Genomic DNA, 22,491 nt, shown 5'->3' with positions numbered 1-22,491 from the left:
AAAAAGGCTGGTATCGCCGGCCGCTCAGAACAGCAGTCCGGTCGGAACCTCGCCGGGGTTCATCTCGGCGAACTTGAACACGAGGTACGCCAGCGAGAACAGCGTCGCGTTGTACGCGCCGTGGATGAGCGCCGGCACGGCGATGTTGTCGGTCAGCTCGTACGCCGTACCGAAGACGACGCTCGGGAAGAACAGGATGCCGATGGTGACGAGTCGACCGCCCGCGCCGCCGGTGAGCGCGACGTAGTGAATCGCCGCGAAGATGGCGCTGGCGAGGGCGATGCCCGGAACCGGGCCGAACGACTCTCGGATGCGGTTCTGGACGACCCCGCGGAACAGCAGTTCCTCGCCGGGGCCGATGAGGAGGAACGACGCCGGGACGAGGAGCAACAGCACTTCCGGGTCCTGCGCGGCGATTTCGGTCACTTGGTTCGACCCCGCTTGGACGCCGAACGTCGAGACGAGGAACGCGCCGACGAACGCCGCGACGAGCGCCGTCACGTAGCCGAGGACGACCGCGACGATGTCGCGGAGCGACGGGACGGAGACGCCGAAGTACGAGCGTCCGAGACCGCGGTACCGACTGTAGGCGACGGCGACGCCGCCGAAGGCGATGCCCTGCAGGAGAACCAGCGACATGACGACGAGCGCGAGCGGTGTCAGTTCGATGCCCGCGCTCAACGCCGCGAACTGCGTGATGACAACGAGTATGGTCCCCACCGCGAGACCGCCGCCGCCGAGGGCGATGGCCGCGAGGAAGGACCGAACGGGGTCAGGGAGGCGCGTCGTAGTAGCCACAATCGACCCCTTGGGGCGCCGGCGTCAAAATCCTTCTCGCCTCGGAAGGGGGTTCGAGACGCGAACGCGGGGTGCGCGGAACCGACCGGGCTACTCGCCGGCGAGTTCGTAGTAGAGCACGCCGAGAACCGTCCGCGCGTCGCGGACCTCGCCCGCGAGGACGGCCCGCTCGAGGTCGTCGTAGCCGACCGTCGTCGGGCGGATACTCTCGTTGAAGTCGAGGTTCTGGTCGGCGCTCGGCTCGCACCCGCGCGCGACGAAGTAGTGGTGGACCGAGTTGGCGATACCGTTGGCCGGCTCGACGGTCACGAGCGGTTCGACCGCCTCGGCCTCGTGGCCGGTCTCTTCCGCGAGTTCGCGCCGGGCGGCCGCGGCGTAGTCGTCGTCGTCCGGTTCCGTGCCGCCGGCGGGGAGTCCGCGGTTCGTCCGGCCGACGGCCTGTCGCCACTCGTCGATGACGACCACGTCGCCGTCGGGCGTAAACGGCAGGACGACGACCGCCGCCGGCTCGTCGACGTAGTGGAAGTCGGTCTCGGTCCCGTCGGGGAGCCGAACGTCGTCCATGCGGATGTCGAAGCCGGGGCACGAGTAGTCGATGCGCGTGTCGGTGGTCTCCCACGCGAGGTCGTCGGCGGGGGCGGCGGGCTCGGACCCGCCGTCACCCGTCTCGGGGTCGTCGCTCATGACATCACGTGACGGCGGTGATTCCAAAAGCGTCGCGATACCCTGCTACCCCGCGTCGTCGAACGAGACGGTCGCGAGGTCGGCTTCGAGGTCGTCGACGTAGTCGTTGTACGCCTCCACGAACGCGGCGAAGTCGCCGGCGAGTTCGCGCACGTCGGGCGCGGCGGGGGGTTCGTACTGCGACAGCAGGTAGATGCCGCCCTCGCCGCCGACGCGGAGGTACGACGCCCGCGGGCCGTCCCACTTCAGCTCCCAGCGCGTGCCGCCGACCCGCTGGGTGAAGGTGCCGTACTCGCCGTCGAAGCGGTTGAGTTCGCCCGCCATGGTGTCGGCCACCTCGCGGATGGTCGAGACGAGTTGGTCCCGCTGGGCGACGATTTCCTCGGTCGTCGTCACCGCGGGGAACGCCGTCGGCACGTCGTCGAGGACGCCGTCGAGCGACTCGACGTGCTCGTTGTACGCCTCCACGAACGCCGGGTAGTCCTGCATCGCCGTTCCGAGCGCCTTCGGCTCCGGGGGCTGTTTGGTCGAGACGACGTACGTCTCGCCGCCCGACTTTCCCTTGAACCGGAGGTACTGCAGCGCGCCCGCCTCGTACTTGAGCGTCCACGTCCCGCGGCGCGTCTTGAACGTCTCCTGTCCGTAGTCGCCACCCTGGAGGATGGCGAGTTCGCGCGCGATGGGACCCGCGTGGGCTTCGACCGCGGCGACGACCTCGTCGCGGTTGGCCGCGACGTCGTCGACGCTCGTGATATCGAACGAGAGGGCGTCAGTCATTGTCGGAGGGTGGGCGCTGGAGGGGATAAGTTCGTTCGTCGCCGGTTTTATCACCGATAATACACGTCTCGAATGTGATGAGCCAACACAGGGCAACGATTGGTGGGACAATCGGGGGCATGGCACGACGGGCGAACCCGGCGTTCGCGGGCGGTATCGTCACCGTCTCGGTGGTCGCGCTCGCGTACGCGGTCACGGTTGGGTCGCTCCAGCAACACACGTTCGTCCACGTCATGGCGGGGGTGCTCTGGACGGGCACCGACCTGTTCATGGGGGCGATTCTCGGGCCGGTCATCGGCGGGTTGACCGACGAACAGAGCGCCGCGGTGTTCGAGCGCCTCACGCCGAAGACCTCGTTTTTCCTCCCGTCGATGGCGCTCGTCACCATCGCGGGCGGCATCACGCTCGCCCAGCGACTCGGTGTGTTTCCCCACGCCGAGCCGTGGCTCGCGCTGTTCACCGCCGCGAACCTGATTCCGGTTCTCCTCCTGCTCGGACGCCGGCTGAACGCGTGGCGCGACCGACGCTGGCAGGTCGTCTTCGCCGTCGCCACCATCGGGTCGCTCGCGTGGGTCGCGACCACCGTCGGCGACTTCCAGATGACGACCCCGGCCATCGTCGTCGCACTCGTCATCGTCACTCTCCTCTCGGTGCAGGGCTTCGGCTTCCTGATGCCCGGCGAGATACGGATGTACTTCGAGATGACCTCCGAGGACCCGGACCCCGGCGTCATCTCGGCCATCGGAAAACAGAACGCCATGCTCGGCGGCGTGCAGGGGCTGTTCCAACTCGTCCTCATCGCCGACATGGTGTACCTCCGCTACGGCGGGTTCTGAGCCGAAACGAGGTCAGTCGGTCCGGCGGAACACGCGGAGGGTGTCGCGGTCGCCGCGCTCGCAGGCGACCTGTTCGAAGTCGAACGGCGCGAACACGGCCTCCCAATCGCGGTAGTAGAGAGGGAAGTCGTACTCGTCGTCGTTGACGCCGCGGTCCTCGGGCGGGACCGACTGGTCGCCCTCGTTTTCGACGGTGACGAAGTAGTCGCTCGCACTCCGGGCGAGCGCCTCGAACACCCACGCGTCGTCGGGGTGGATGTGCTGGAGCGTCTCGATGGAGTAGACGGCGTCGAACTGGCCCGGGGAGAACTCCTCGGCGACCTCCTCGATGGCGGCGGCGTGGAACGTCCCGCAGTCGGCGAGGTCGGGATAGGCGTCGGCCATCACCTCGAAGCAGTCGGGATTGATGTCGACGCCGTGGAGGTTCTCGAAGCCGTGTTCGCGGAGGTGCGAGAGGTGCCGACCGGGACCGCAACCGAGTTCGAGAATCGACGCCGAGGGGTCGAGACGCTCCTCGAAGACGCGCCGAATCGACTCGCTCGTCTCGTTCGGTCCGTAGTACGCGTAGTACTCCGGCGAGAACTCTCCCGACCGATTCGCCCACTTCCGACGAACGTCGTTAGCATCCACGGTGTCGGAGACCGTCCGGCCACGCGTAAAGCCTCGTCGGCCGCGACCGACCGGGGCCGACGGGGAGAACTGCCGATACCACAGATTGTCGAGGAATCACCGCCGAACCACTAGGCGAGCGCGGGTAGAACCGACACACCAGAACATTCGTCTACAAATATCGATGATTCAGAAACATATTCAATAAAATAACCCCCGTGACAACACGACCCTCACAAGTCTTATCCGTAAAGGGCGTGTGTGTTCAAAAGCAATGGCGAAAGGAAACGTTGATTTCTTCAACGACACTGGCGGCTACGGTTTCATTTCGACGGACGATGCTGACGACGACGTGTTCTTCCACATGGAAGACATCGGCGGCCCGGACCTCGAAGAAGGCACGGATGTTGAGTTCGACATCGAGCAGGCCCCCAAGGGCCCGCGCGCGACGAACCTCACGCGCCTTTAAACTAATTTAGTACGCCGCGTTTCGCGGCAGAACGATAACTCACATTTTGCGTATATTCGACCGGCGAGCGACGCGTTCGCGGCCGGTCGTCCACGCGAGCTACGACACGAACGACTGACTCAGAGCGTGTCGGCCGCACGGGCCTGCTCCGAGCGACGGCGCGCCTGTTCGAGTCGCCGGTCGGTCGCCCGAGAGAGCGACCCCGGAAGCTCCCCGCGCGCCTCGGCTAACCGCTCAGCCACGCGTTCGAGCCGCGACGCGACGGTGTCGAGGCTCTCGTCCGCCCGGCCGCGCTCGCCGGCTTCGGCGCGTTCTGCGGCCCGGTTCGCGGCCTCGGCGACCGATTCGAGCGCCTGCGCCAGCCCGCGGACCGCGTTCGCCTGTCCGTCGCTCGTCGCCGTTTGGGTCGCGCCGTTCGAGGTGGCCGTGCTCGACGAGTCGCCCGAAGTACCCGAGTCGTCCGAGTCGTCCGAGTTGTCGTTGTCGCCGCCGTCTCTCTCGTCGACCGCCGCGACCGCCGCGGCCGTCTCGGCGGCGATGTCGGCGAGGAAGGTCGCGAGCGACGCCTTCCCCGTTCGCGGCTCGTCGATTCGGACGCTCGGAATCGACGCCGACGCGGACCCGGAGTCAGACTCGGAGTCGTCGCCCGCGGCGCTCGCGCTCGGGTCGGGGTTCACACGGAACGCACCGATTTCGTCGTCGCTGTCGCGGACTTCGACGGTGTACGCGCCGCCGCGGTGGACGTAGACGGCGTCCGGCCCGGACAGCGGCGCGTCGTACAGTCGCCCGGCGAAGTCGTCTTCGAGCGCGAGCGCCGTCAGGTCGCGGTCCGTCCCATCGGCGTCCACCTCGACCTTCGTCGCGGACTCCCGCGCGACGAGCGGGATTTCGCCGTCCACGCCGGCCGTGGTGAGCGTCTCGGCGTCGCCGGACGACGAGTCCGTCTCCGACGCGGACTCCGACCCGGACCCCGCGTCGCCGACCCGGACCGTCTCGCTGTGGGGTGCCGAGCCTGCGCCGTTCACCGTGAGCCGATGCTCGCCCGCGGGGACATCCCGGAGGACGCCGAGACCGCCGAACGTCGGCGCGGCCTCCGGGTCGCTCTCCAAGAGAAGGACGGACTCGACGCCCGATTCGCGGGTCGTCACGCCCTCGCCGTCCGGCGCGTCTGCGTCGGTGACGGCCTCCGTCACCCGGACGAAAAGCGTGTTGAGCGCCGAGGGCTCGTCGACGACGTCGTACCGCTCGGCGAGGGCGCTCCGGTGGGTCGGGTCGGTGATGTCCGCCGCGGGGTCGGCGTAGCGCGGCTGGCTCCACGGCGTGCTCGTCGTCGTGAGGTGGCTCGCAATCGCGTCCTCGACGAAGCCGGGGACCGCGAACTCGAAGCTCAGTTGCGGCCCGGTGAACTCGGTGATGTGCTCGACCTCGCCCGCCGGGACGAGCGCGTACTCGATGTCGGCGTCCGTGTCCGCGTCGGCGTCCGTGTCCGCGTCGCGGTCGTCGTCTGCCGTCTCGGGCCCGAACACCAGTCCCGTCGACCGCGCCGGGAGGTCCGTCGGCGGCGACGACAGCGCGTCGAACGACCGCACCGTGAGCGCCTCGCTGACGAGAGAGTCGCGGGTGACCGACGGGAGTCGCTCGTCTTCGTACACCGGCGCGCCGTCGAGTTCCGGAACGACGTAGGGGAGGCGCGCGCCCTCATCCCGCGGGAGGCCGTAGGCGATAGGTATCTCCGCGGCGTCCTCGATGCGGTCGAACGCCCGGTTGGTGATGTCCGCGAACGTCCCGCCCGCCGGGAGCCGCTGGAACCGGTCGGCGCGGTCGTTGAGCGACAGCGCGCTGGAGTGCGACCCGAGTTCGGAGAGCACCCGCGGCGGACGCGCGGGGTCCGGGTCGAGGAACTCGTTGTTCGGGACCGACCGCGAGTGCGAACTCGCGACGTACAGTTGGGGGACCGGCTCGTCGTCCGCCGTGTCGACGAAGACGTGCAGCACCTCCCAGTCGTGCCAGTGGAAGTTCGTCGTGAACTGGTCGAACACCGAGTAGAACCAGTACTGCACGGCCGTCAGCGACGAGTCATCGTATCGGACCACGTTGTAGAACACCGTCGGCTCCGGCGCTCGCTCGTCCGTTTCCCCCTGTGTCGCGTGGTAGCCGTCGAAGGCGTCGAAGCCGTCGACGACCGTCTCGCCGTCCCGGTCGCTCGCGTACGACCGCGGGTCCGTCGGGAACCACGTCTCGTCGGCGTCGAAGTAGAGCGTCGGCGCGAACCGCGCGGCGAGGTCGCGGGCGACCTCGGCGTCGACGCTGGCGGTCGGGGCGGCGGTGCTGGCGGTCTCGGTCGAGTCGCCGCCGAGGGCCGAACACCCGGCGAGCGACCCGAGACCGGCGCTCCCGAGCGCGGCGAGGAACGCCCGTCGGTCGAACGCGGGTCGGTCCGTCATCTGTCTATGTGGTGGAGTCGAGGACGGAACAAATCTCTTGTGTCGTCCGGTGACGGCGGGTGCGGGGCCGGTCGGCGGGGCCGTCGGTGTGGCGTGGCTGACCGCTCAGAACTCGCCGTTGATGATGTCGGCGACGTGCTGGCGGTCGAACAGCTGTTCTTCCTCGGGAATTTCGGGGTATGGGCCGCCGTCCGAGGTCGGCCACGCGCCGAACTCCTCGGGATGGAACTGCTTGGCGCTCATCTCCAGTTGGAAGAGGTTGAGAATCGGACCCTGATACCGCGCGCCCTGCGGGTAGACGCGGCCGTTCTGGACCGCCGAAATCTCCGCGGCGACGGGGTCGTCTTCGAGCGTCGCCCGGAGGTCGTTCATGCTGACGTTCGGCTGCATCCCGCTCAGGAAGAGGATGACGTCGGGGTCGGCCTCCAACAGCGCCTCGAAGTCGACGTTCGAGCCGGACTCGATAGCGCCTTCGAACGCGTCGCGGGGCGCGAGCGGCCGGATGTGGGAGGTCATAAAGCCGGGGTTGCCGACCGTGTACGCCCAGATCTGCTTTTCGATGTCGGCCGCGGTGAGAAGCACCACGCTCGGCCGCTCGTCTTCCGGCGGCAGACCCGCCTCGATGGTGGCGAGCACGTCGTCGTGAACGGCCGCGAGCGCCTCGTATCGCTCCTCTTCGTTGAGCACCTGCGCGACCTTCTCGAACTGCTCCCACAGCGTGTAGTACTCGTAGTCGCCGGTCCACTCGTCGGTCGGCGACGCGTGACGACCGCTCAGCGAGTTCCCGAACCACGGCGAGATGTTGTCGTCGACCTCCTCGATGTCGTCCATGTCCCACTGTTCGAGCTGGACGACCCACGCGGGGTCGGCCAGATGCACGTCGCTGTCGAGTTCGTAGAGCTTCTCCTTGCTCGTCTCCCACGAGGGATACAGGTCCGCCCAGTCGACCTCGACGCCCGGGAGCCGCGCCGTGAACTGCTTCCACGTCGTGTCGTAGTACGCCGGCCCGTTGACCGCGTTCACGTCGTCGCCGCGGCCGAGCGCGAACGCCATCCCCGCGTGGTGGGTCAGCCGCGTGAAGATGCTCTGCGGCGGCTCGTCGAACTCGACGGTGCCGACCGGCGACATCGTCACCGAGTACGAACTGTCCTCGGGCGTCTCGGTCTCCGTTTCCGTTGCCGTCTCGGTCGCGGTCTCGGTCGTCGATTCGGTCTCGGCGTCCGTCGTCGACTCCGAACCGCCCTCTCCGGTACAGCCGGCGAGCAGCCCGCCGCCGACGGCCGCGCCGCCGTACTTCACGTAGTCGCGCCGCGTCAGTCCCTTCCGTGGCGTCTCGTCGCGCTCCATAGTTTTTTAGGCCAGCCTAAAATAGATAATTGCTTCGGTTCTCGGACGACAGCGGGGCCGTCACGAGCGCGAGCAGCGCCTCGCCGGCTCGGCCGTGCGTCGGCTCTGACAGGAAACTGCGGGCGCCGGCCTCGCGTCGCCGCTTGGTGCGATTGGACTGCCTCCGGCCGTTCGGCCGATTCCGTGCTCACCTTGGGTCTGTCGGCGACGAGGCGGCGGCCGAGCCGTCGGTACCGCTCGCCCTCATTTGTTTTAGGTTGGCCTAAACTATTGAAGGTTTTCGGTTTGGTGGCGGGGGTGTGTCGCGTTCGACGTATTGATGAGCGAATTGCGGGCGGGACTGTGATTCTCCTAACAGAACCTCCTGTTTCATCTAGGAAGAGAGGACGTGCGGAGTGGCGGCTCAGATTCGAACTTCCCTCGCTGTCGCTCGGGCGTTCGAATCTTCAGGCGCCCAGACAACCGTTTCGGGGGGACTCGCACACGCTACGCGGTGCTCGTTGGCGTTGAAAGGGGTAGAAATGGGCCGCTGTGACTCGCTGGCGCTCGTCACAAGCACCCGCTCACTTCGTTCGCGAGTACGGCTCAGATTCGAACCACGGTCACTCACTTCGTTCGTTCCCTGATTCGAATCTTCGCCGGGTGAAACCTCCCACACCTTTCAGACCACTCGCTGTCGCTCGTGGGTCGTGAAAGGTGGGGAGAATATGGGCCGGCTCAGATTCGAACTGAGGTTACGGCCACCCGAAGGCCGAAGGATACCAAGCTACCCCACCGGCCCGCATTTTGAGGCAAGCCACCGTCGCGTTTAACAGTTGTGATTGCGGGCCACCGTCAGACGGCGTGACACACCGTCGACCCCGCCTCAGTACCGCGAATAGCCCGCGGTGTCGAGGTAGTTGTGCGCGACCGTAATCGAGTGGTCGGCGTGAAGAATCTCGGGACCGAGTCGGACCCGCTCGTCGGCGGCGGCCGCCAGCAACTCGGCTTCCTCGTCGGTGAAGTCGTGGTGGTCCGAGAGGACGAAAAGCGGGTTCTCGGGGGGTTCGACCTGAACCACGGGGTCGCCGTCCTCGTGGAGTTCGACCACCGTCGCGTCGCGGGCGGCCTCCTCCAGCGTCGTCTCGAAACCCACCCGGCGGATGGAGACCCCCGGCGACGACTCGGCGGGCATGTGGCCGATTGCCTCCTCGCGTTTCTCCAGCGCCTTGCGAATCAGGGCGGCGGTGGAGCGCTCGTCGGGGTTGAGCCGACGGAGTTCCGAGCCTTCGAAGCGGACGGTGTACTCGTCGCCGAGGACGAGATGAACCCGAACGTCCTCGCGGATGTCGTGCGAGAGGAAGAACGCGGAGTTGACACAGCGACAGAGCACGTCGAGTCGGCCGGCCCCGCCGGCGATGTCGTCGAGCGAGAAGTCGGGCGTCGTCGGCGCGTCGTGGCCGATGACGATGAATTGGCGCATGACTCCGATTCGGCGCGTGGGAACCTTATCGCTGTTCACTCGGGCGGGCGAGCGGACGGGTCGGAGCGACGCCAGCAGTGGGCGCGAATCTCCCCGACCGCGCACGTCATATCCGCCGGACGCTTACCGCAGGTAAGTGAGCCACAAGTCCGGGCGCGACCCGATGGTCCGCCTGTTCGCCGAATACGGTCGCGAGAACCTCGCGTGGTTCGTCGTCGGGCTACTGGCGAGCGTCCTCGGGCGACTCGTCGCCATCGTCCCGGCGCTCGTCCTCGGGGTCGCCATCGACGCGGTGTTCTTCCGGAACACGGCGTACGCCCTCCCGCTGGTCCCGCCGTCGTGGCTGCCGACGACCGTCTCCGGGCAGTTCTGGCTGAGTTTCTGGCTCGTCATCGGGGCGTTCGTCGGCGGGGTCGCGCTCTCGTGGGTGCAGGGCCTCGGCCTCGCGGTCTACTCGAATCGCGTCCAACACGCCGTCCGCGTGGACACCTACGACGCGCTCCAGCGCCTCGATATGGCCTTCTTCGACGACAAGCAGACCGGGCAGGTGCTCTCGATTCTCGACGGCGACGTGCGAAATCTTCGGACGTTCCTCGACAGCACGCTCTCGGGCGGCCTCCAGTTGGTCGTCGCCGTCGTCGGCATCGCGGGCGTGCTGTTCTACTTGAACGCCCAGCTCGCGGTCGTCACGCTCGTGGCCGTCCCGCTTCTGGCCGTCTTCACCGTCTGGTTCATGCGGACGATTCGGCCGCTGTACCGCGCGCTCCGCGAGAGCGTCGGCGCGCTCAACACCCGCATCGAGAACAACGTCTCGGGGATGGAGGTCATCAAGGCCTCCGCGACCGAGGACTACGAGACCGACCGCGTCGCCGACGCCTCCATGGACTACTACCGTCGCGCCCTCGCGGTGGTCAGGCTCGACTACCTCTACCAGCCGTCGATGGAACTCCTCGCCGGCGTCGCGTTCGCCGCCACGTTCGCCATCGGCGGCGTCTGGCTCATCTTCGGCCCGCCCGCCCCCTTCACCGGAGACCTGCTGGTCGGCGAGTTCGTCACGTTCCTGTTCATGACCCAGCGGTTCATCGACCCGCTGTCCGGCGCGGGCCGCATCGTCAACTCCTACGAGAACGCCCGCGCCTCGGGCGAGCGCATCTTCGGGCTGGCCGACCGCGAGGCCGTCGTCCGCGACGCGCCCGACGCCGAATCCCTCGACACCGTCGCCGGTCGAATCGAGTTCGACGAGGTCTCGTTCGCCTACGCGACCGGCCGCGACGTGCTCCACGACGTCTCGTTTGCGGCCGAGTCGGGCGAAACCGTCGCCCTCGTCGGCCCCACGGGCGCGGGGAAATCCACCGTCGCGAAGCTCCTCCTCAGGCTCTACGAACCCACGGACGGGGCGGTCCGCGTGGACGGCCACGACGTGCGCGACGTCGAAATCAGGAGCCTTCGCGAGGCCATCGGCTACGTGAGTCAGGACGTGTACCTCTTCGACGGGACGGTCAGGGAGAACCTCCTGTACGGGACGTTCGACGCGACCGAGGCGGAGATGGTCGCGGCCGCGAAAGCCGCCGAGGCCCACGAGTTCGTCTCGCGGCTCCCGGAGGGCTACGACACCCGCATCGGCGAGCGCGGCGTGAAGCTCTCGGGCGGCCAGCGCCAGCGGCTCTCCATCGCCCGCGCGATGCTCCAAGACCCGCGAATGCTCGTCCTCGACGAGGCGACGAGCGCCGTCGACACCGAGACGGAACTGCTCATCCAGCGCGCCCTCGACCGACTCTCGGCGGGCCGGACGACGCTCGTCATCGCCCACCGGCTCTCGACGGTCCGCCGGGCCGACACCATCGTCGTCCTCGACGAGGGCGAAGTCGTCGAGTCGGGCACCCACGACGAACTCGTCGAACTCGGCGGCCTCTACGCGACGCTCTGGGGCGTCCAAGCCGGCGACGTGTCGGGCGTCTCGGCGGACATCCTCGCGCGACTGGTCGAGCGAAGCCGCGCGGCCGACGAGGCCGACACGGACCGCATCGCCGCCGACGTCAGCGCCGACGGCGGCGAAGACGCCTGAGGAAGTCGTCGAGCGACGCTAGGCGAAGAAGACGAAAGAAAACGGGGCGGGGCAACGAAGCCGGGAGTCCGGCTTCGGTCGCGTGAGTGATGGCTGGTCGTCGGTGTCGGGCAACCGGCCGCCCGCGATGGCTGAGACGGGTGGGCCGGTCGCGTCGATACGTGTCGGTTCGGGTTGGTTACGCCGGAGTTGGGGCGGTTCCCTGTCCGGGTGCCGAACCGGCCTCGCCGCCGGATTCGGGCGTGGCCGGGGCGGGCGCGCCGGATTCCTTGTCGCCGGAGACGAGGAAGTCCGCGAGGTTGCCGACGAGCACTTCGTTGTCGGCCTCGTAGGCCGATTCGGGCGCGAGGAAGTCGGCGTCGCCGATGGCGACGACCGTCTCGCTCTGGGCGGCGACCGTGTACGGGCCGGTCTTGCGAATCGACTCGACGTGGGTCTCGCCGCCGGAGACGAGCGCCGGCGAGACGCTGTCGGCCGAGACCGAAAGCGGCGCGGCGTCGCGGAACACGACCTCGTCGACGCCCTCGGTCAGGGCGGTTTCGCCCTCGGGCGTGGCGTAGACGTTCTCGTAGTTGAGGTAGTAGTCGTGCATGTTGTACAGCGACGAGGAACCGAACGAGACCCCGTAGTCGGAGGTCAGTCCGGCGTCGCCGCCGGTGGTCCCGGACGACACCGAGACGGTGATGAGACCGAGGATGCTCGTCGTGCCCGCGGACTGCGGATCCCCGAGGAGGGCGACGCGGCCGCCGGCGTCCTCGAACGACCGCAGGCCGGCGAGCTGGTCGCCGGTGTACGGCTGTTCGGGGTTGACGACGACGAAGGCGTCGGCCTTCCGGAGCGAGCCGTTGAAGTTCCGCTGGGCGTCCTCGCGGGTGAGGTACTTCACCTGATGGCCGTTGGCGACGAGCGCGTCGACGAGCGGTTGCATGTCGGACTCGCTCACGCCGTTCTCGTGGGCCACGTCGATGAGGACGGTCTTCGGCTCCGCGTTCGAGTCCATCGTCACGTCGCCCGATTCGGGGCCGGGTGTGGCGACGAGTTCGTCCGCGTCGAACGCCTGTTTCGCGGCGTTTTCCGTGTCTGCCGGGGCGCTACCGCCGAGTTGGAAGGCGTAGGGTGCCACCGCGGCTCCGACCAAGATGAGGCCGAGCGCGACCGCGAAGACGACCGTCCCGCCGAGTAAGTTACGCTGAGACATTGCCGATCACCTCATCTTCGTACTGCACTTGCCCGTACACCATCAGGAACTGCGGCGAGCGGACGCCGTCGTAGCCGATGGGACTCTCTTGGATGACGACCGTCGAATTGCCGTTCTGCGAGCTGAGAAGGATGATTCCCGAGCGGGTCGGGGGCTCCTTCTCGACGACCTCGTAGTTTTCGAGGCCGGCCTCGGAGGCGGCGCGGTCGATGGCCGTCTGAAGCGTACCGATGTCGTCGGCGTAGCCGTTCTGCGTGGCGCGAGCGCCGGTGTAGACCTTCGCGTAGGCGACTTCCTCGCGCGACAGCGAGAGTTCGTCGCCGCGGTGGTCCATGACGCTGCCGACGAAGGCGTGCTTCAGCGTCTCAATCTGTGCTTCGCGGTGGTCGAGGGTCATCGACGCCTTGTCGGGACCGGTGCGAATCTCGCTGGACGTACCGCCGATGGGGGCCGACCCGCGGACGCCGACGCTCCCGATGACCGACGAGGGCGTCACGTAGATGTTCTCCGAGGGAAGCATCGTGTAGTACGCGCCCGACGCGCCCGTTCCTTGGACGCTCGAAACGACGGGCATCTCTTGGGCGGTCCGATTGACCGCCAAGTACATGCGCTCGGAGGCGGCGGCAGAGCCGCCGGGGCTGTCGACCTGCAGGACGACGGCCTTTATCGATTCGTTCTCTCGCGCTTCGTGGAGGTCCTCTTCCAGCTGGTCAGCTGTGTAGGAGGTGATGGTCCCGTCGACCGAGATGACCGCGACCCTGTCGGGGGTGGGCGCGGCCGCGTCGTAGACGACGGGGGCGAGGAATGCTCCAACCAGGACGGCCGCGACGAGGGCGAGGACCGAGACGGTCCGCGCCGACGCCGCGGAGGAGGGTTTTGATACCATACTTCGGACGTGACTTCTAGAGCGGCTGTGAAAATACTTGTCATCGTAAAAGACAGTTGTTCAGACAAGAACGCGAGGCGGCGGGGCGAGATGAGCCGACTACGGCGGGCTGTCACCGGAGACGGTCGATGACGGTCGCCCGGCCTCAGTCGGTCAGTCCGTAGCCGCGCCGGAACAGCACGACGTTGAGACCGACGACCCCGAGCGTGAGCGCCGTCAGCACGCCGAGCGAGAGGTTCGGGTCCACCTCGGTGACGCCGAGGAAGCCGTAGCGGACGCCGTTGACCATGTATATCATCGGGTTGAGCAGCGACGCCTGCTGGAAGGTCGCGGGAATCTCGTTGAGCGAGTAGAAGACGCCGCCGAAGAACACCAGCGGCCGGAGGATGAACTGGTTCATCATCGTCAGGTCGTCGAAGTCGTCGGCCCAGAGGCCGCCGACCACGCCGAGGCCCGCGAACAGCAGGGTGATGACGAGCATGAACGCGACGAGGTAGAACGGTTGGGCGACGCCGACGGACGTGAAGAACGCCCCGATGAGGGCGACGAGCGCGCCGACGAGCACCCCGCGGGTCGCACTGGAGAGAACGTACGCGCCGACCATCGAGGTGTACGACAGCGGCGAGGTCAGCGCCTCCTCGATGTAGCGGTTCCAACGGCCGTGGAAGATGGAGAAGGACGCGTTCTCGAAAGCGTTCGAGACGGCTCCGAGGACGATGAGACCGGGGAGGATAAACAGGATGTACGGGACGCCCGCGATTTCGTTGATGCGCTCGCCGAGGATGACGCCGAAGACGGAGAAGTACAGCACGTTCGTGATAAACGGCGGGACGAACGTGTTGCGCGGGCGGCGGACGAACCGGAGGACTTCGCGGCGGAGCAGGGCGTAAAAACCAGTCACGTCGAGGCTCGTGAGACTCATTGCTCGACCTCCGCGGTGGCGCGGCCTTCACCCTGTCTCGTCATCTCGACGAACACCTCTTCGAGCGACGTGCGAGAGATTTCGAGGTCGACGAGTTCGTGGCCCTGCCTGTCGAGCGCCTGCACCACGTCGGGGGCGACGAGACCGCCCTGCTGGGCCGTCACGACGAGGCGGGTGCCGTCGAGTTCGACGGCCTCGACGCGGTCGTCGTCGGCCGCGAAGTCGGGGACCGCGGTCGGCGAGTCGCGGAGTTGGACGACGATGTCGTCGGTGCCGCGGTCCATCAGTTCCTCGGGGCTTGCGACCTCGATGACGGAACCGGAGTCGAGGATGGCGACCTCGTCGCAGAGGCGTTCTGCCTCCTCGATGTAGTGGGTCGTGAGCAGGATGGTCGTCCCGCTGTCGTTGAGGTCGACGATGGTCTCCCAGAGTTCGTGGCGCAGTTGCACGTCGACCCCGGCGGTCGGTTCGTCGAGGATGAGCAGGTCGGGGTCGGTGATGAGCGCCCGCGCGAGCATGAAGCGGCGTTTCATCCCGCCGGAGAGCCAGTCGAAGCGGGTGTCGCGCTTGTCGTAGATGCCGACGCGCTTGAGCACCTCGTCGGCGCGCTCGCGGGCCTCGTCGTGCGGAATCCCGTGGTAGCCAGCCTTGTGTTCGAGCACTTCGCGGATGGGGAAGAATCGGTCGACGTTGAACTCCTGCGGCGCGAGGCCGATTCGGTCGCGGGCCTCGCGGTAGTCGTCTTCCACGTCGTAGCCGAAGACGCTCGCCTCACCGCCGGTCTTGCGAACGAGACCGACGAGGATGTTGATGAACGTCGTCTTCCCCGCCCCGTTCGGCCCCAACAGCCCGAAGAACGACCCCTCGGGAACGTCGAGATCGACGCCGTCGAGGGCGCGGACGTCGCCGTAGGACTTCGTCAAGTCGCGTATCTCTATCGCGGATGCCATTCGCTGGTGCGTCGTCGGGCGTGGACGCGATTAAGCGTAGTGTCCGCGGAACGCCCCGTCACGGCGTGGCACGCCCGGTCACCGGGTGGAGTCGACGACGCTCGAACCCTGCCCACGGAGTAGATATGTTACCATGTGTCAAATTAGGGCCTAATATCCGTTCGTACAGAACTAAGTCATTAACTAATATTATCATTATCAATCATTAACTATTAGTACCACTCGGCAGTCGAACCGGGTGAGGAGACATCCGATGGTAGTATCCGCAGCACACCACGCAACCGACCGCTCGACGACCGCGACCCGAACCGACCGCTACCGACCGCCGACCCCACCGACGTAACCGATGACAAACCGCGACAACACGACCCGAACCGACACGACGACCCGCACGCAGACCACCGCTCGCTCGACGACGACTCGTCCTCGCGCCGCGCGGCGCTACCCCAACAACGAGGAGAACATGGACGCGCCGCTCGTCCCCTTCATCCGACAACCGGGTGAGGACGACGAGATGACGACGATTCGGCGCGAACTCGCCGCGCTCCGCGCCCAACTGAACCGCATCGAGCGAACGATGCAGCCCACCGACACCCAATGAACCCGACCGAACTCGACAGCGACGTCTTCGCACAGGATGTTGACAACCAGAAGGCCCGCGAACTGCGGGAGATGCTGAACACGCAGGACTTCGTGTTCGCCCCCGGCATGTACCACGCCCTCGACGCCCGCCTCGCCGAGATGACGGGCCACGACGCCGCCTACATGTCCGGCTACTCGACGGTCCTCGGGCAGTTCGGCTTCCCGGACCTGGAGATGGTCACGATGACCGAGATGGTCGAGAACGCAAAGCGCATGGTCGAGGCGACGAACCTCCCGGTCATCGCCGACTGCGACACGGGCTACGGCGGCATCCACAACGTCCGCCGCGCCGTCCGCGAGTACGAGAAGGCCGGCGTCGCCGCCGTCCACATCGAAGACCAGACGACGCCCAAGCGCTGCGGCCACATCGCGGGCAAGCAGATCGTCTCCCGCGAGAAGGCCAAGGCTCGCTTCGAGGCCGCCGTCGACGCCAAGCAGTCGGAGGACACGGTCGTCATCGCCCGCACCGACGCCTACGGTTCCTCGAACGGCGACTGGGACGAACACGTCGAACGCGGCCGCATCTACGCCGACGCCGGCGTCGACATCGTCTGGCCCGAGATGCCGAACCCCTCGCGTGAGGACGCCGTCGCCTACGCCGAGGAGATTCACGAGACGCACCCGGACCTGAAGCTCGCGTTCAACTACTCGTCGTCGTTCGCGTGGTCCGAAGAGGAGGACCCGCTGACGTTCCAGGAGCTGGGCGACCTCGGCTACAAGTACATCTTCATCACGCTGTTCGGCCTCCACTCGGGCGCGCACGCCGTCTACGAGGACTTCAAGAAGCTCGCCGAACAGGACGAGGAAGGCCAGTTCGACCTCGAACAGCGCTACCTCGACCACCCGACCGAGAGCCACCACGAGCTGTCGTTCGTCTCGCGGTACCAGGACATCGAGACGGAGTTCGACCCCGAGGCGCGCCGCCGCATCGAGGAGTCCGAAGGGTTCAGCGAGGAGCAGGCCGACCCCATCACGAGCAACGACGATGACTGAGCGCAGACACGACCGGGAGTTCGTGCGGACGTTCTTCACCTCGCCGACGGCCGTCGAGGGCGAAGCCGACTCCGCGAAGATGCTCCGCCGGGCGGCCGGCCTCCGCGGGATGCAAGCGCCCGACGTGTGGGTCCCCGACAACGAGGACGCCACCGCGCCGTCGATGCGCGACGAGGGAGCCGAGAACATCGTCGAAGTCATCGGCGAACACGGCGCGGAGTTCCCCGGCGAGATTCACCCGCGGATGGTCTGGCACCGCGACAGCCCCGAGACCCGGTATCAGGGCTTCCAGCACATGCTCGACATCACCGACCCCGAGCAGGGCGCGGTCGAGCACATCGACGGCTTCGTCATCCCCGAGGTCGGCGGCATCGACGACTGGAAGAAGGCCGACGAGTGCTTCACCATCGTCGAGAACGAACACGGCCTCGACGAGGGGAGCCTCGCCATGTCGGTCATCATCGAGAGCGGCGAGGCCGAACTCGCCATGGGCGACCTCCGCGACGAGATGGGCAAGCCGACGAACAACCTCGAACGGCTGTTCCTCCTCGTCGACGGCGAGGTCGACTACACGAAGGACATGCGCGCCATGACGCCGACCGGCGAGCTTCCGGCGTGGCCGGAGCTTCGACACAACACCTCTCGCGGGGCCAGCGCCGCCGGCTGTGTCGCTGTCGACGGCCCCTACGACGACATCCGCGACGTGGAGGGCTACCGCGAGCGCATGACTGAGAACCAGGCGAAGGGGATGCTCGGCATCTGGTCGCTCACGCCCGGCCAAGTCGTCGAGGCGAACACCTCGCCGCTCCCGCCGAAGACCGGCAGTTGGCTCCTCGACGCGGACGGCGAGGAGGTCGAACTCGCGTCCGAAGACGGGGCCGAGGTGTACGACGGCGACCGCCTCTCGCTCGAAGCCACCGACGACGGCTACGAACTCCGGGTCGGCGGCGACACGCGGGAACTCACCGCGGACGAACTCCGCGAGGAGCTGCTCGGCCTGACCTCGTACGTCCCGAGCATGGACGACATCGTCGACTCCATGGAGGAGTTCGAGGCGGCCAAGGAGGCGGGCCGCGGGGCTATCGCCATGACGCAGTCGGCGACGCTCCGAATCGGCGGCACCGAAATCGACATCGCCAAGGACCGCATGTGGGACGAGGCGACGTATCAGGCCGCGATGACGCCCATCAGCCTGTTCCAAGACGTGTACGAACACCGCCCCGACCAACACGAGGAGTTAGCGGAACGCTACGGCGCGGACGTCGTCGAGCGCGCGATGGAGGTGGGGCTCTAAGTTCGGGAACCGACTCCACCGCAGGGGTTCCGCCGTCGACCCCGATTCCGGCTTGGTCACGCGACGGCGTCCGGCTTCGTAGCTCCGACGACGCGCCCGCCCGAACCGTGGGGGCGGCGCGTCGCGCTCTTTTTTCCACTCGACGCGCAGCTTCCGACTCAACACGACGCCGACCGACGCTATTCTCAAGTTCCACCCGCGCGAGTTGACACGTGTGAACGATTCGACGAACACCCCGGCGACGCCCGTTGGGACGAGCGACGGCGACGCAGACGAGTCGCTGGAACCCGACGCAGTCGTCGATTTCGAGTCGGCGGGCGTCGCGGACGAGGAGACGCTCGCGCGACTCCGCACGGTGAGCTTCTACCTCGACGAGGCGTTCGAGATTCCGGGGACGAACTACCGCATCGGTCTCGACCCGATTCTAGGGCTCGTGCCCGGCGTCGGCGACGCGACGGCCTCGGCGCTCTCGGCGTACATCCTCGTCGAGGCCGCGATGCTCGGCGTGCCGCGGGCGACGCTCGCGCGGATGCTCGGCAACGTCGTCCTCGACGCGACCGTCGGGTCGCTCCCGGTCGTCGGCGACGTGTTCGACGCGGCGTGGAAGGCGAACGCCCGGAACGTCCGACTGTTGGAAGCCCGGTACGACGACGCCTCCCCCGCGGCCGCGGAGGCCGACCGGCGCTTCCTCTTGGCCGCGGTCGCCGCGATTACCGTCCTGCTCGTCGCGCTCGGCGCGACCACGGCGCTCGTCGCCCTGTGGGTGCTCGGACAGGTTGGACTGTTGTAAGTTACCATTTCTCGAAACGAAGAAATCCGCCGTGTGAGTCGTTATCTACTCCCAAACTGTAAACTACAAGACATATATACGGGCTTGCAAATCATGGCGTATGGAACGACGAACCTTCCTGAAGAGCGCCGCCGCGACAGGAGCCCTCCTCACCACCGCCGGATGTATGGGCGGTGGCTCCGGGTCGCAGCCGACTGCGGGCAACGAGACAGGTAACGAGACCGGCAACGGCACGGCGGGCGAGACGACGACCGACGTCGAGCCGGCCGAGGTCCCGGACCCCGAACTCGCCTTCCGAACCAACAGCGGCGTCCTCCGCGTGGTTCACATGGACGGCGAGAAGATTACCGACGAGGCGACGAGCGAGGTCTACGTCACCGTCGACGACGAGCGCACCGCGACGTGGGTCGCCGACGGCGAGGAGGGGCAGGATTACCCCGTCTCGGTGGGTAACTTCCTCAAAATCGAGTCCGCCGAGAACGGCTCGACGGTCGAGGTCGTCTGGGTCGGCCGCGCGGGTGCCGAAGAAGTCCTCGCGACCCACGAGGTCGCCGCAGAGGAGACCACGACGACGACCACGACGACGAACGAGACGACCACGAACGGGACCGCCACCAACGAGACGGTCACGGAGACGACGACCGCCAACGAGACGGTCACGACGACGAACGAGACGACCACGTCGTCGGACAACGAGACCAGCAACTGAGAACGACGGCCGACGCCGACGCGGACACCGGCGTCGGACGCGACGAGGCTTTTTTCGACTCGAAAGCGGTTCGACGTTCGCGCTGTCGCGGAGCAACGGGACCCCGATAGCGCTGCGATACTCCCGGATGGTCGGCGACGGAACGCCGCTCAGTCGTCGGCCGGAAGGCCGTCCGGGTCGGTCGCCGGTTCGGGCGCGACGAGACCGACGTGGACGCCGAGACGACGACCCAGCGGGCCGAGCGCGTCGCGCTTCATGAACGCGAAGCCGAGGAGGATGAGCGCGAAGCCGACGACGGTGACGGGGCCGATGCGCTCGCCGAGGAACGCCCAGCCGGTGACGGCGGCGACGACCGGCGTGACGTAGTTGACGAGGCTGATTTCGACCGCGCCGATGCGGTCGAGCAGGACGAAGTAGGCGATGAAGCCGACGGCGCTGCACAGCACGGCCAAGAACAGCAACGCGGCGACGACGACCGGCGACCACGCCACGCTCGCGAGGCCGGGCTCGCCGAGGACGGGACTCGTGACGTGGAGCATGCCCGCGCCGAGGAGCATCATCCACGCCTGCATCGGAACGACGGGCGGGTTCCCGGGGAGGCGCTTGACGAGCACCGAGCCGAACGCCCACGCCGCGGCCGCGAGAAGGAGCAGGACGACGCCGAGGAGTTGGCCGCCGACCGACCCGGACGCGAGGGCGATGACCACCGTGCCGGCCAACCCCAGAAACACTCCGAGGAAGCCGAATCCGTCGAGGCGCTCTTCGGGCAGCATCGGCCACGCGAAAACGGGCGTGAGGACGGGCGCGAGGCTGATGACGATGGCCGAGACGCCGCTCGTCACGTACCGCTGGCCGGAGAACAGGAGCGAGAAGTGCGCGCCGATAAGGAGCGCCCCGCCGACGAGGACGACGAGCCACTCGTCGCGGCCGCGGGGCCGCCAGTCCTCGGCCGCGAGCAGGCCGTAGGCGAACAGCACCACGCCGGCCACGTCGTATCGGAGGGCGGCGAACAGTACGGGCGGGAGGACGTCGAGACCGACCTCGATGGCGATAAACGAGGTTCCCCAGAGGACCGCGATGGTCGCGAACAGTGCGAGCGTCCGATTCGTTTGCGTATTGATAGACACGAGATATCGACCGTAGACCCAGGTGTTGAAGCGGCTACCACGCCGCCGTACATCAAATTTCTCGGAGCCGAGATAGCACTCCACTCGGGTCGTGTTGACAAACATCGCTGGTCTGATGTACGTCGACAAGCCGTGCCGCGGCGACGCGACGAACAAAGTAAGCTAGTTACGCGCGCCCCGATAGAGACCGAACATGAGCATCCTTGAGGACGCGCGAGCGCTCGCCGAGAGCGGGCCGGTCTGCGACGCCTGTCTGGGCCGGGCCTTCGCCGAGCGCAGTTTCGGGCTGACGAACGCCGAGCGGGGCAAGTCGCTCCGGGTCGCCGCCGCCCTCGACGCGGACGAGCCCTACGAGGCCGTCGAAACCGAGGACTGCTGGGTCTGCGAGGGGGCCTGCGCCGAGTTCGACGCGTGGGCCGAACGCTGCGCCGAGGCCATCGAGGACGTGGAAGTCGAGACGTATCAAGTCGGAACCCGTGCGCCGCCGCTCGTCGAGGAAAACGAGCTACTGCTCCGCGAGGGGGCGGGCCTCCCCGAGGACGCCGGCGAACTGTTCAAATCCGAGTTCAACCGCGAGGTCGGAAAGCGCGTGGGCCGACTCACCGGCACCGAGGTCGACTTCACCCGACCGGACGTGCAGTTCCTCCTCGACATCGAAGCCGACGCCGTCGAGGCGCAGCTCAACTCCGCGTTCGTCTACGGGCGCTACCGGAAGCTCGCGCGCGATATCCCGCAGACCGAGTGGCCCTGCCGCGAGTGCGACGGCTCGGGCTACAAGGGCAAAGAGCCCTGCGACTACTGCGGCGGCTCCGGCTACCTCTACGAGGACAGCGTCGAGGGCTTCGTCGCCCCCGTCGTGATGGACGTGATGGACGGCGTCGACGCGAAGTTCCACGGCGCGGGCCGCGAGGACGTGGACGCGCTCATGCTCGGCACGGGCCGGCCGTTCGTCGTCGAAATCATGGAGCCCCGCCGCCGCTCCATCGACGTGGAACAGCTCGAAGGCGATATCAACGCGATGGCCGAGGGCGAAATCGAGGTCGAGGGGCTCCGCCTCGCCACCTACGACATGGTCGAACGCGTGAAGAAACTCGACGCGAGCAAGGAGTACCGCGCCGCCGTCGAATTCGACGACGACGTGACCGACGAGGACCTGCAGGCCGCGCTGGACGAACTCACCGGCGCGACCATCGAGCAGTACACCCCGCACCGCGTCGACCACCGCCGCGCGAGCATCACCCGCACCCGCCACGTCTACGACGCCACCGGCGACCTCGAAGACGCGCGCCACGCGACCGTCGAAGTCCACGGCGAGGGCGGTCTCTACATCAAGGAACTCGTCTCGGGCGACGAGGGCCGAACCAACCCGAGTCTCGCCGGTATCCTCGACACGGGCGCGGTCGTCACCGCGCTCGACGTCATCGCAGTCGAAGGCGAGGACGAACCGTTCGAGGACGACGAGTTCTTCAAAGACTGAGGGGAAGGCACT

21 protein-coding genes and 1 tRNA gene are annotated in these 22,491 nt (G+C 67.3%); 9 read left to right on the top strand and 13 right to left on the bottom strand.

Annotated features, from left to right (window positions below; all coding sequences use genetic code 11):
- Positions 1-24 precede the first annotated feature (24 nt).
- From BN984_RS01275 to BN984_RS01265, 3 genes are all read right to left on the bottom strand, one after another.
- Complete coding sequence (locus BN984_RS01275) at positions 25-798, bottom strand: CPBP family intramembrane glutamic endopeptidase (protein WP_008096322.1); 774 nt, start codon at positions 796-798, stop codon at positions 25-27.
- Between the two features lie 90 nt (positions 799-888).
- Complete coding sequence (locus tag BN984_RS01270) at positions 889-1,482, bottom strand: NUDIX domain-containing protein (RefSeq protein ID WP_049967457.1); 594 nt, start codon at positions 1,480-1,482, stop codon at positions 889-891.
- Between the two features lie 45 nt (positions 1,483-1,527).
- Positions 1,528-2,259, bottom strand: coding sequence for a hypothetical protein (locus BN984_RS01265; RefSeq protein ID WP_049967456.1), 732 nt, complete (start codon positions 2,257-2,259; stop codon positions 1,528-1,530).
- Positions 2,260-2,378: 119 nt separating this feature from the next.
- Between BN984_RS01265 and BN984_RS01260 the strand changes: the two genes are divergently transcribed.
- Positions 2,379-3,095, top strand: a complete 717-nt coding sequence (locus BN984_RS01260) for a hypothetical protein (protein WP_049967455.1) — start codon at positions 2,379-2,381, stop codon at positions 3,093-3,095.
- A gap of 12 nt (positions 3,096-3,107) precedes the next feature.
- On the opposite strand, the gene BN984_RS01255 is transcribed toward BN984_RS01260, so the two are convergent.
- On the bottom strand, positions 3,108-3,725 hold the full coding sequence (locus BN984_RS01255) for a class I SAM-dependent methyltransferase (RefSeq protein ID WP_008096338.1): 618 nt from the start codon (positions 3,723-3,725) through the stop codon (positions 3,108-3,110).
- 253 nt (positions 3,726-3,978) lie between these two features.
- Here BN984_RS01255 and BN984_RS01250 point away from each other — a divergent pair, with 253 nt between their 5' ends.
- Positions 3,979-4,173 (top strand): cold-shock protein, encoded by a 195-nt coding sequence (locus BN984_RS01250; protein WP_004041873.1) that lies wholly within the window; start codon positions 3,979-3,981, stop codon positions 4,171-4,173.
- A gap of 119 nt (positions 4,174-4,292) precedes the next feature.
- Here BN984_RS01250 and BN984_RS01245 read toward each other — a convergent pair whose 3' ends face one another.
- The 4 genes from BN984_RS01245 to trmY form a co-directional block, all read right to left on the bottom strand.
- Positions 4,293-6,617 carry a hypothetical protein gene (locus tag BN984_RS01245; RefSeq protein WP_049967454.1) on the bottom strand — a complete coding sequence of 775 codons (2,325 nt, stop codon included), beginning with the start codon at positions 6,615-6,617 and terminating at the stop codon, positions 4,293-4,295.
- 105 nt (positions 6,618-6,722) lie between these two features.
- Positions 6,723-7,964: an ABC transporter substrate-binding protein gene (locus BN984_RS01240; RefSeq protein WP_049967453.1), complete on the bottom strand. Its 1,242-nt coding sequence runs from the start codon at positions 7,962-7,964 to the stop codon at positions 6,723-6,725.
- Positions 7,965-8,672: 708 nt separating this feature from the next.
- A tRNA-Pro gene (locus BN984_RS01235) sits at positions 8,673-8,745 on the bottom strand.
- 84 nt (positions 8,746-8,829) lie between these two features.
- Positions 8,830-9,426, bottom strand: a complete 597-nt coding sequence (gene trmY / locus BN984_RS01230) for a tRNA (pseudouridine(54)-N(1))-methyltransferase TrmY (RefSeq protein ID WP_049967452.1) — start codon at positions 9,424-9,426, stop codon at positions 8,830-8,832.
- A gap of 163 nt (positions 9,427-9,589) precedes the next feature.
- Between trmY and BN984_RS01225 the strand changes: the two genes are divergently transcribed.
- Positions 9,590-11,491 carry an ABC transporter ATP-binding protein gene (locus tag BN984_RS01225; RefSeq protein ID WP_049968562.1) on the top strand — a complete coding sequence of 634 codons (1,902 nt, stop codon included), beginning with the start codon at positions 9,590-9,592 and terminating at the stop codon, positions 11,489-11,491.
- Positions 11,492-11,669: 178 nt separating this feature from the next.
- Here BN984_RS01225 and BN984_RS01220 read toward each other — a convergent pair whose 3' ends face one another.
- From BN984_RS01220 to BN984_RS01205, 4 genes are all read right to left on the bottom strand, one after another.
- Positions 11,670-12,689: a hypothetical protein gene (locus tag BN984_RS01220; protein ID WP_049967451.1), complete on the bottom strand. Its 1,020-nt coding sequence runs from the start codon at positions 12,687-12,689 to the stop codon at positions 11,670-11,672.
- Positions 12,676-13,575: a S49 family peptidase gene (locus tag BN984_RS01215; RefSeq protein ID WP_049967450.1), complete on the bottom strand. Its 900-nt coding sequence runs from the start codon at positions 13,573-13,575 to the stop codon at positions 12,676-12,678. Before BN984_RS01215 ends, BN984_RS01220 begins: the two co-directional genes overlap by 14 nt.
- A gap of 145 nt (positions 13,576-13,720) precedes the next feature.
- Positions 13,721-14,497, bottom strand: a complete 777-nt coding sequence (locus BN984_RS01210; RefSeq protein ID WP_008096350.1) for an ABC transporter permease — start codon at positions 14,495-14,497, stop codon at positions 13,721-13,723.
- Entirely contained in the window at positions 14,494-15,447 is a 954-nt protein-coding gene (locus BN984_RS01205; protein WP_008096352.1) for an ABC transporter ATP-binding protein, read from the bottom strand. The genes BN984_RS01210 and BN984_RS01205 overlap by 4 nt, the downstream gene beginning before the upstream one ends.
- A 346-nt stretch (positions 15,448-15,793) precedes the next feature.
- Between BN984_RS01205 and BN984_RS01200 the strand changes: the two genes are divergently transcribed.
- From BN984_RS01200 to BN984_RS01180, 5 genes are all read left to right on the top strand, one after another.
- On the top strand, positions 15,794-16,048 hold the full coding sequence (locus BN984_RS01200; protein ID WP_008096354.1) for a hypothetical protein: 255 nt from the start codon (positions 15,794-15,796) through the stop codon (positions 16,046-16,048).
- A complete protein-coding gene (gene aceA / locus BN984_RS01195) occupies positions 16,045-17,082 on the top strand; it encodes an isocitrate lyase (protein WP_004041865.1) in 1,038 nt (345 codons plus the stop codon). Before BN984_RS01200 ends, aceA begins: the two co-directional genes overlap by 4 nt.
- Positions 17,075-18,376, top strand: a complete 1,302-nt coding sequence (aceB, locus tag BN984_RS01190; RefSeq protein WP_008096357.1) for a malate synthase AceB — start codon at positions 17,075-17,077, stop codon at positions 18,374-18,376. The genes aceA and aceB overlap by 8 nt, the downstream gene beginning before the upstream one ends.
- Before the next feature lie 214 nt (positions 18,377-18,590).
- Positions 18,591-19,166, top strand: a complete 576-nt coding sequence (locus tag BN984_RS01185; protein WP_008096359.1) for a DUF4112 domain-containing protein — start codon at positions 18,591-18,593, stop codon at positions 19,164-19,166.
- Between the two features lie 100 nt (positions 19,167-19,266).
- On the top strand, positions 19,267-19,875 hold the full coding sequence (locus tag BN984_RS01180) for a twin-arginine translocation signal domain-containing protein (protein ID WP_008096361.1): 609 nt from the start codon (positions 19,267-19,269) through the stop codon (positions 19,873-19,875).
- 149 nt (positions 19,876-20,024) lie between these two features.
- Here the strand turns inward: BN984_RS01180 and BN984_RS01175 are convergent, their stop codons facing one another.
- Positions 20,025-21,002, bottom strand: coding sequence for a DMT family transporter (locus BN984_RS01175; protein ID WP_008096363.1), 978 nt, complete (start codon positions 21,000-21,002; stop codon positions 20,025-20,027).
- A 193-nt stretch (positions 21,003-21,195) separates the two neighbouring features.
- Between BN984_RS01175 and BN984_RS01170 the strand changes: the two genes are divergently transcribed.
- Complete coding sequence (locus tag BN984_RS01170) at positions 21,196-22,479, top strand: tRNA pseudouridine(54/55) synthase Pus10 (protein ID WP_008096365.1); 1,284 nt, start codon at positions 21,196-21,198, stop codon at positions 22,477-22,479.
- Positions 22,480-22,491 lie beyond the last annotated feature (12 nt).

It is taken from the genome of Haloferax prahovense (assembly GCF_000723845.1).
Lineage (GTDB): Archaea > Halobacteriota > Halobacteria > Halobacteriales > Haloferacaceae > Haloferax > Haloferax prahovense.
This window is presented reverse-complemented; position numbering and strand designations above follow the sequence as displayed.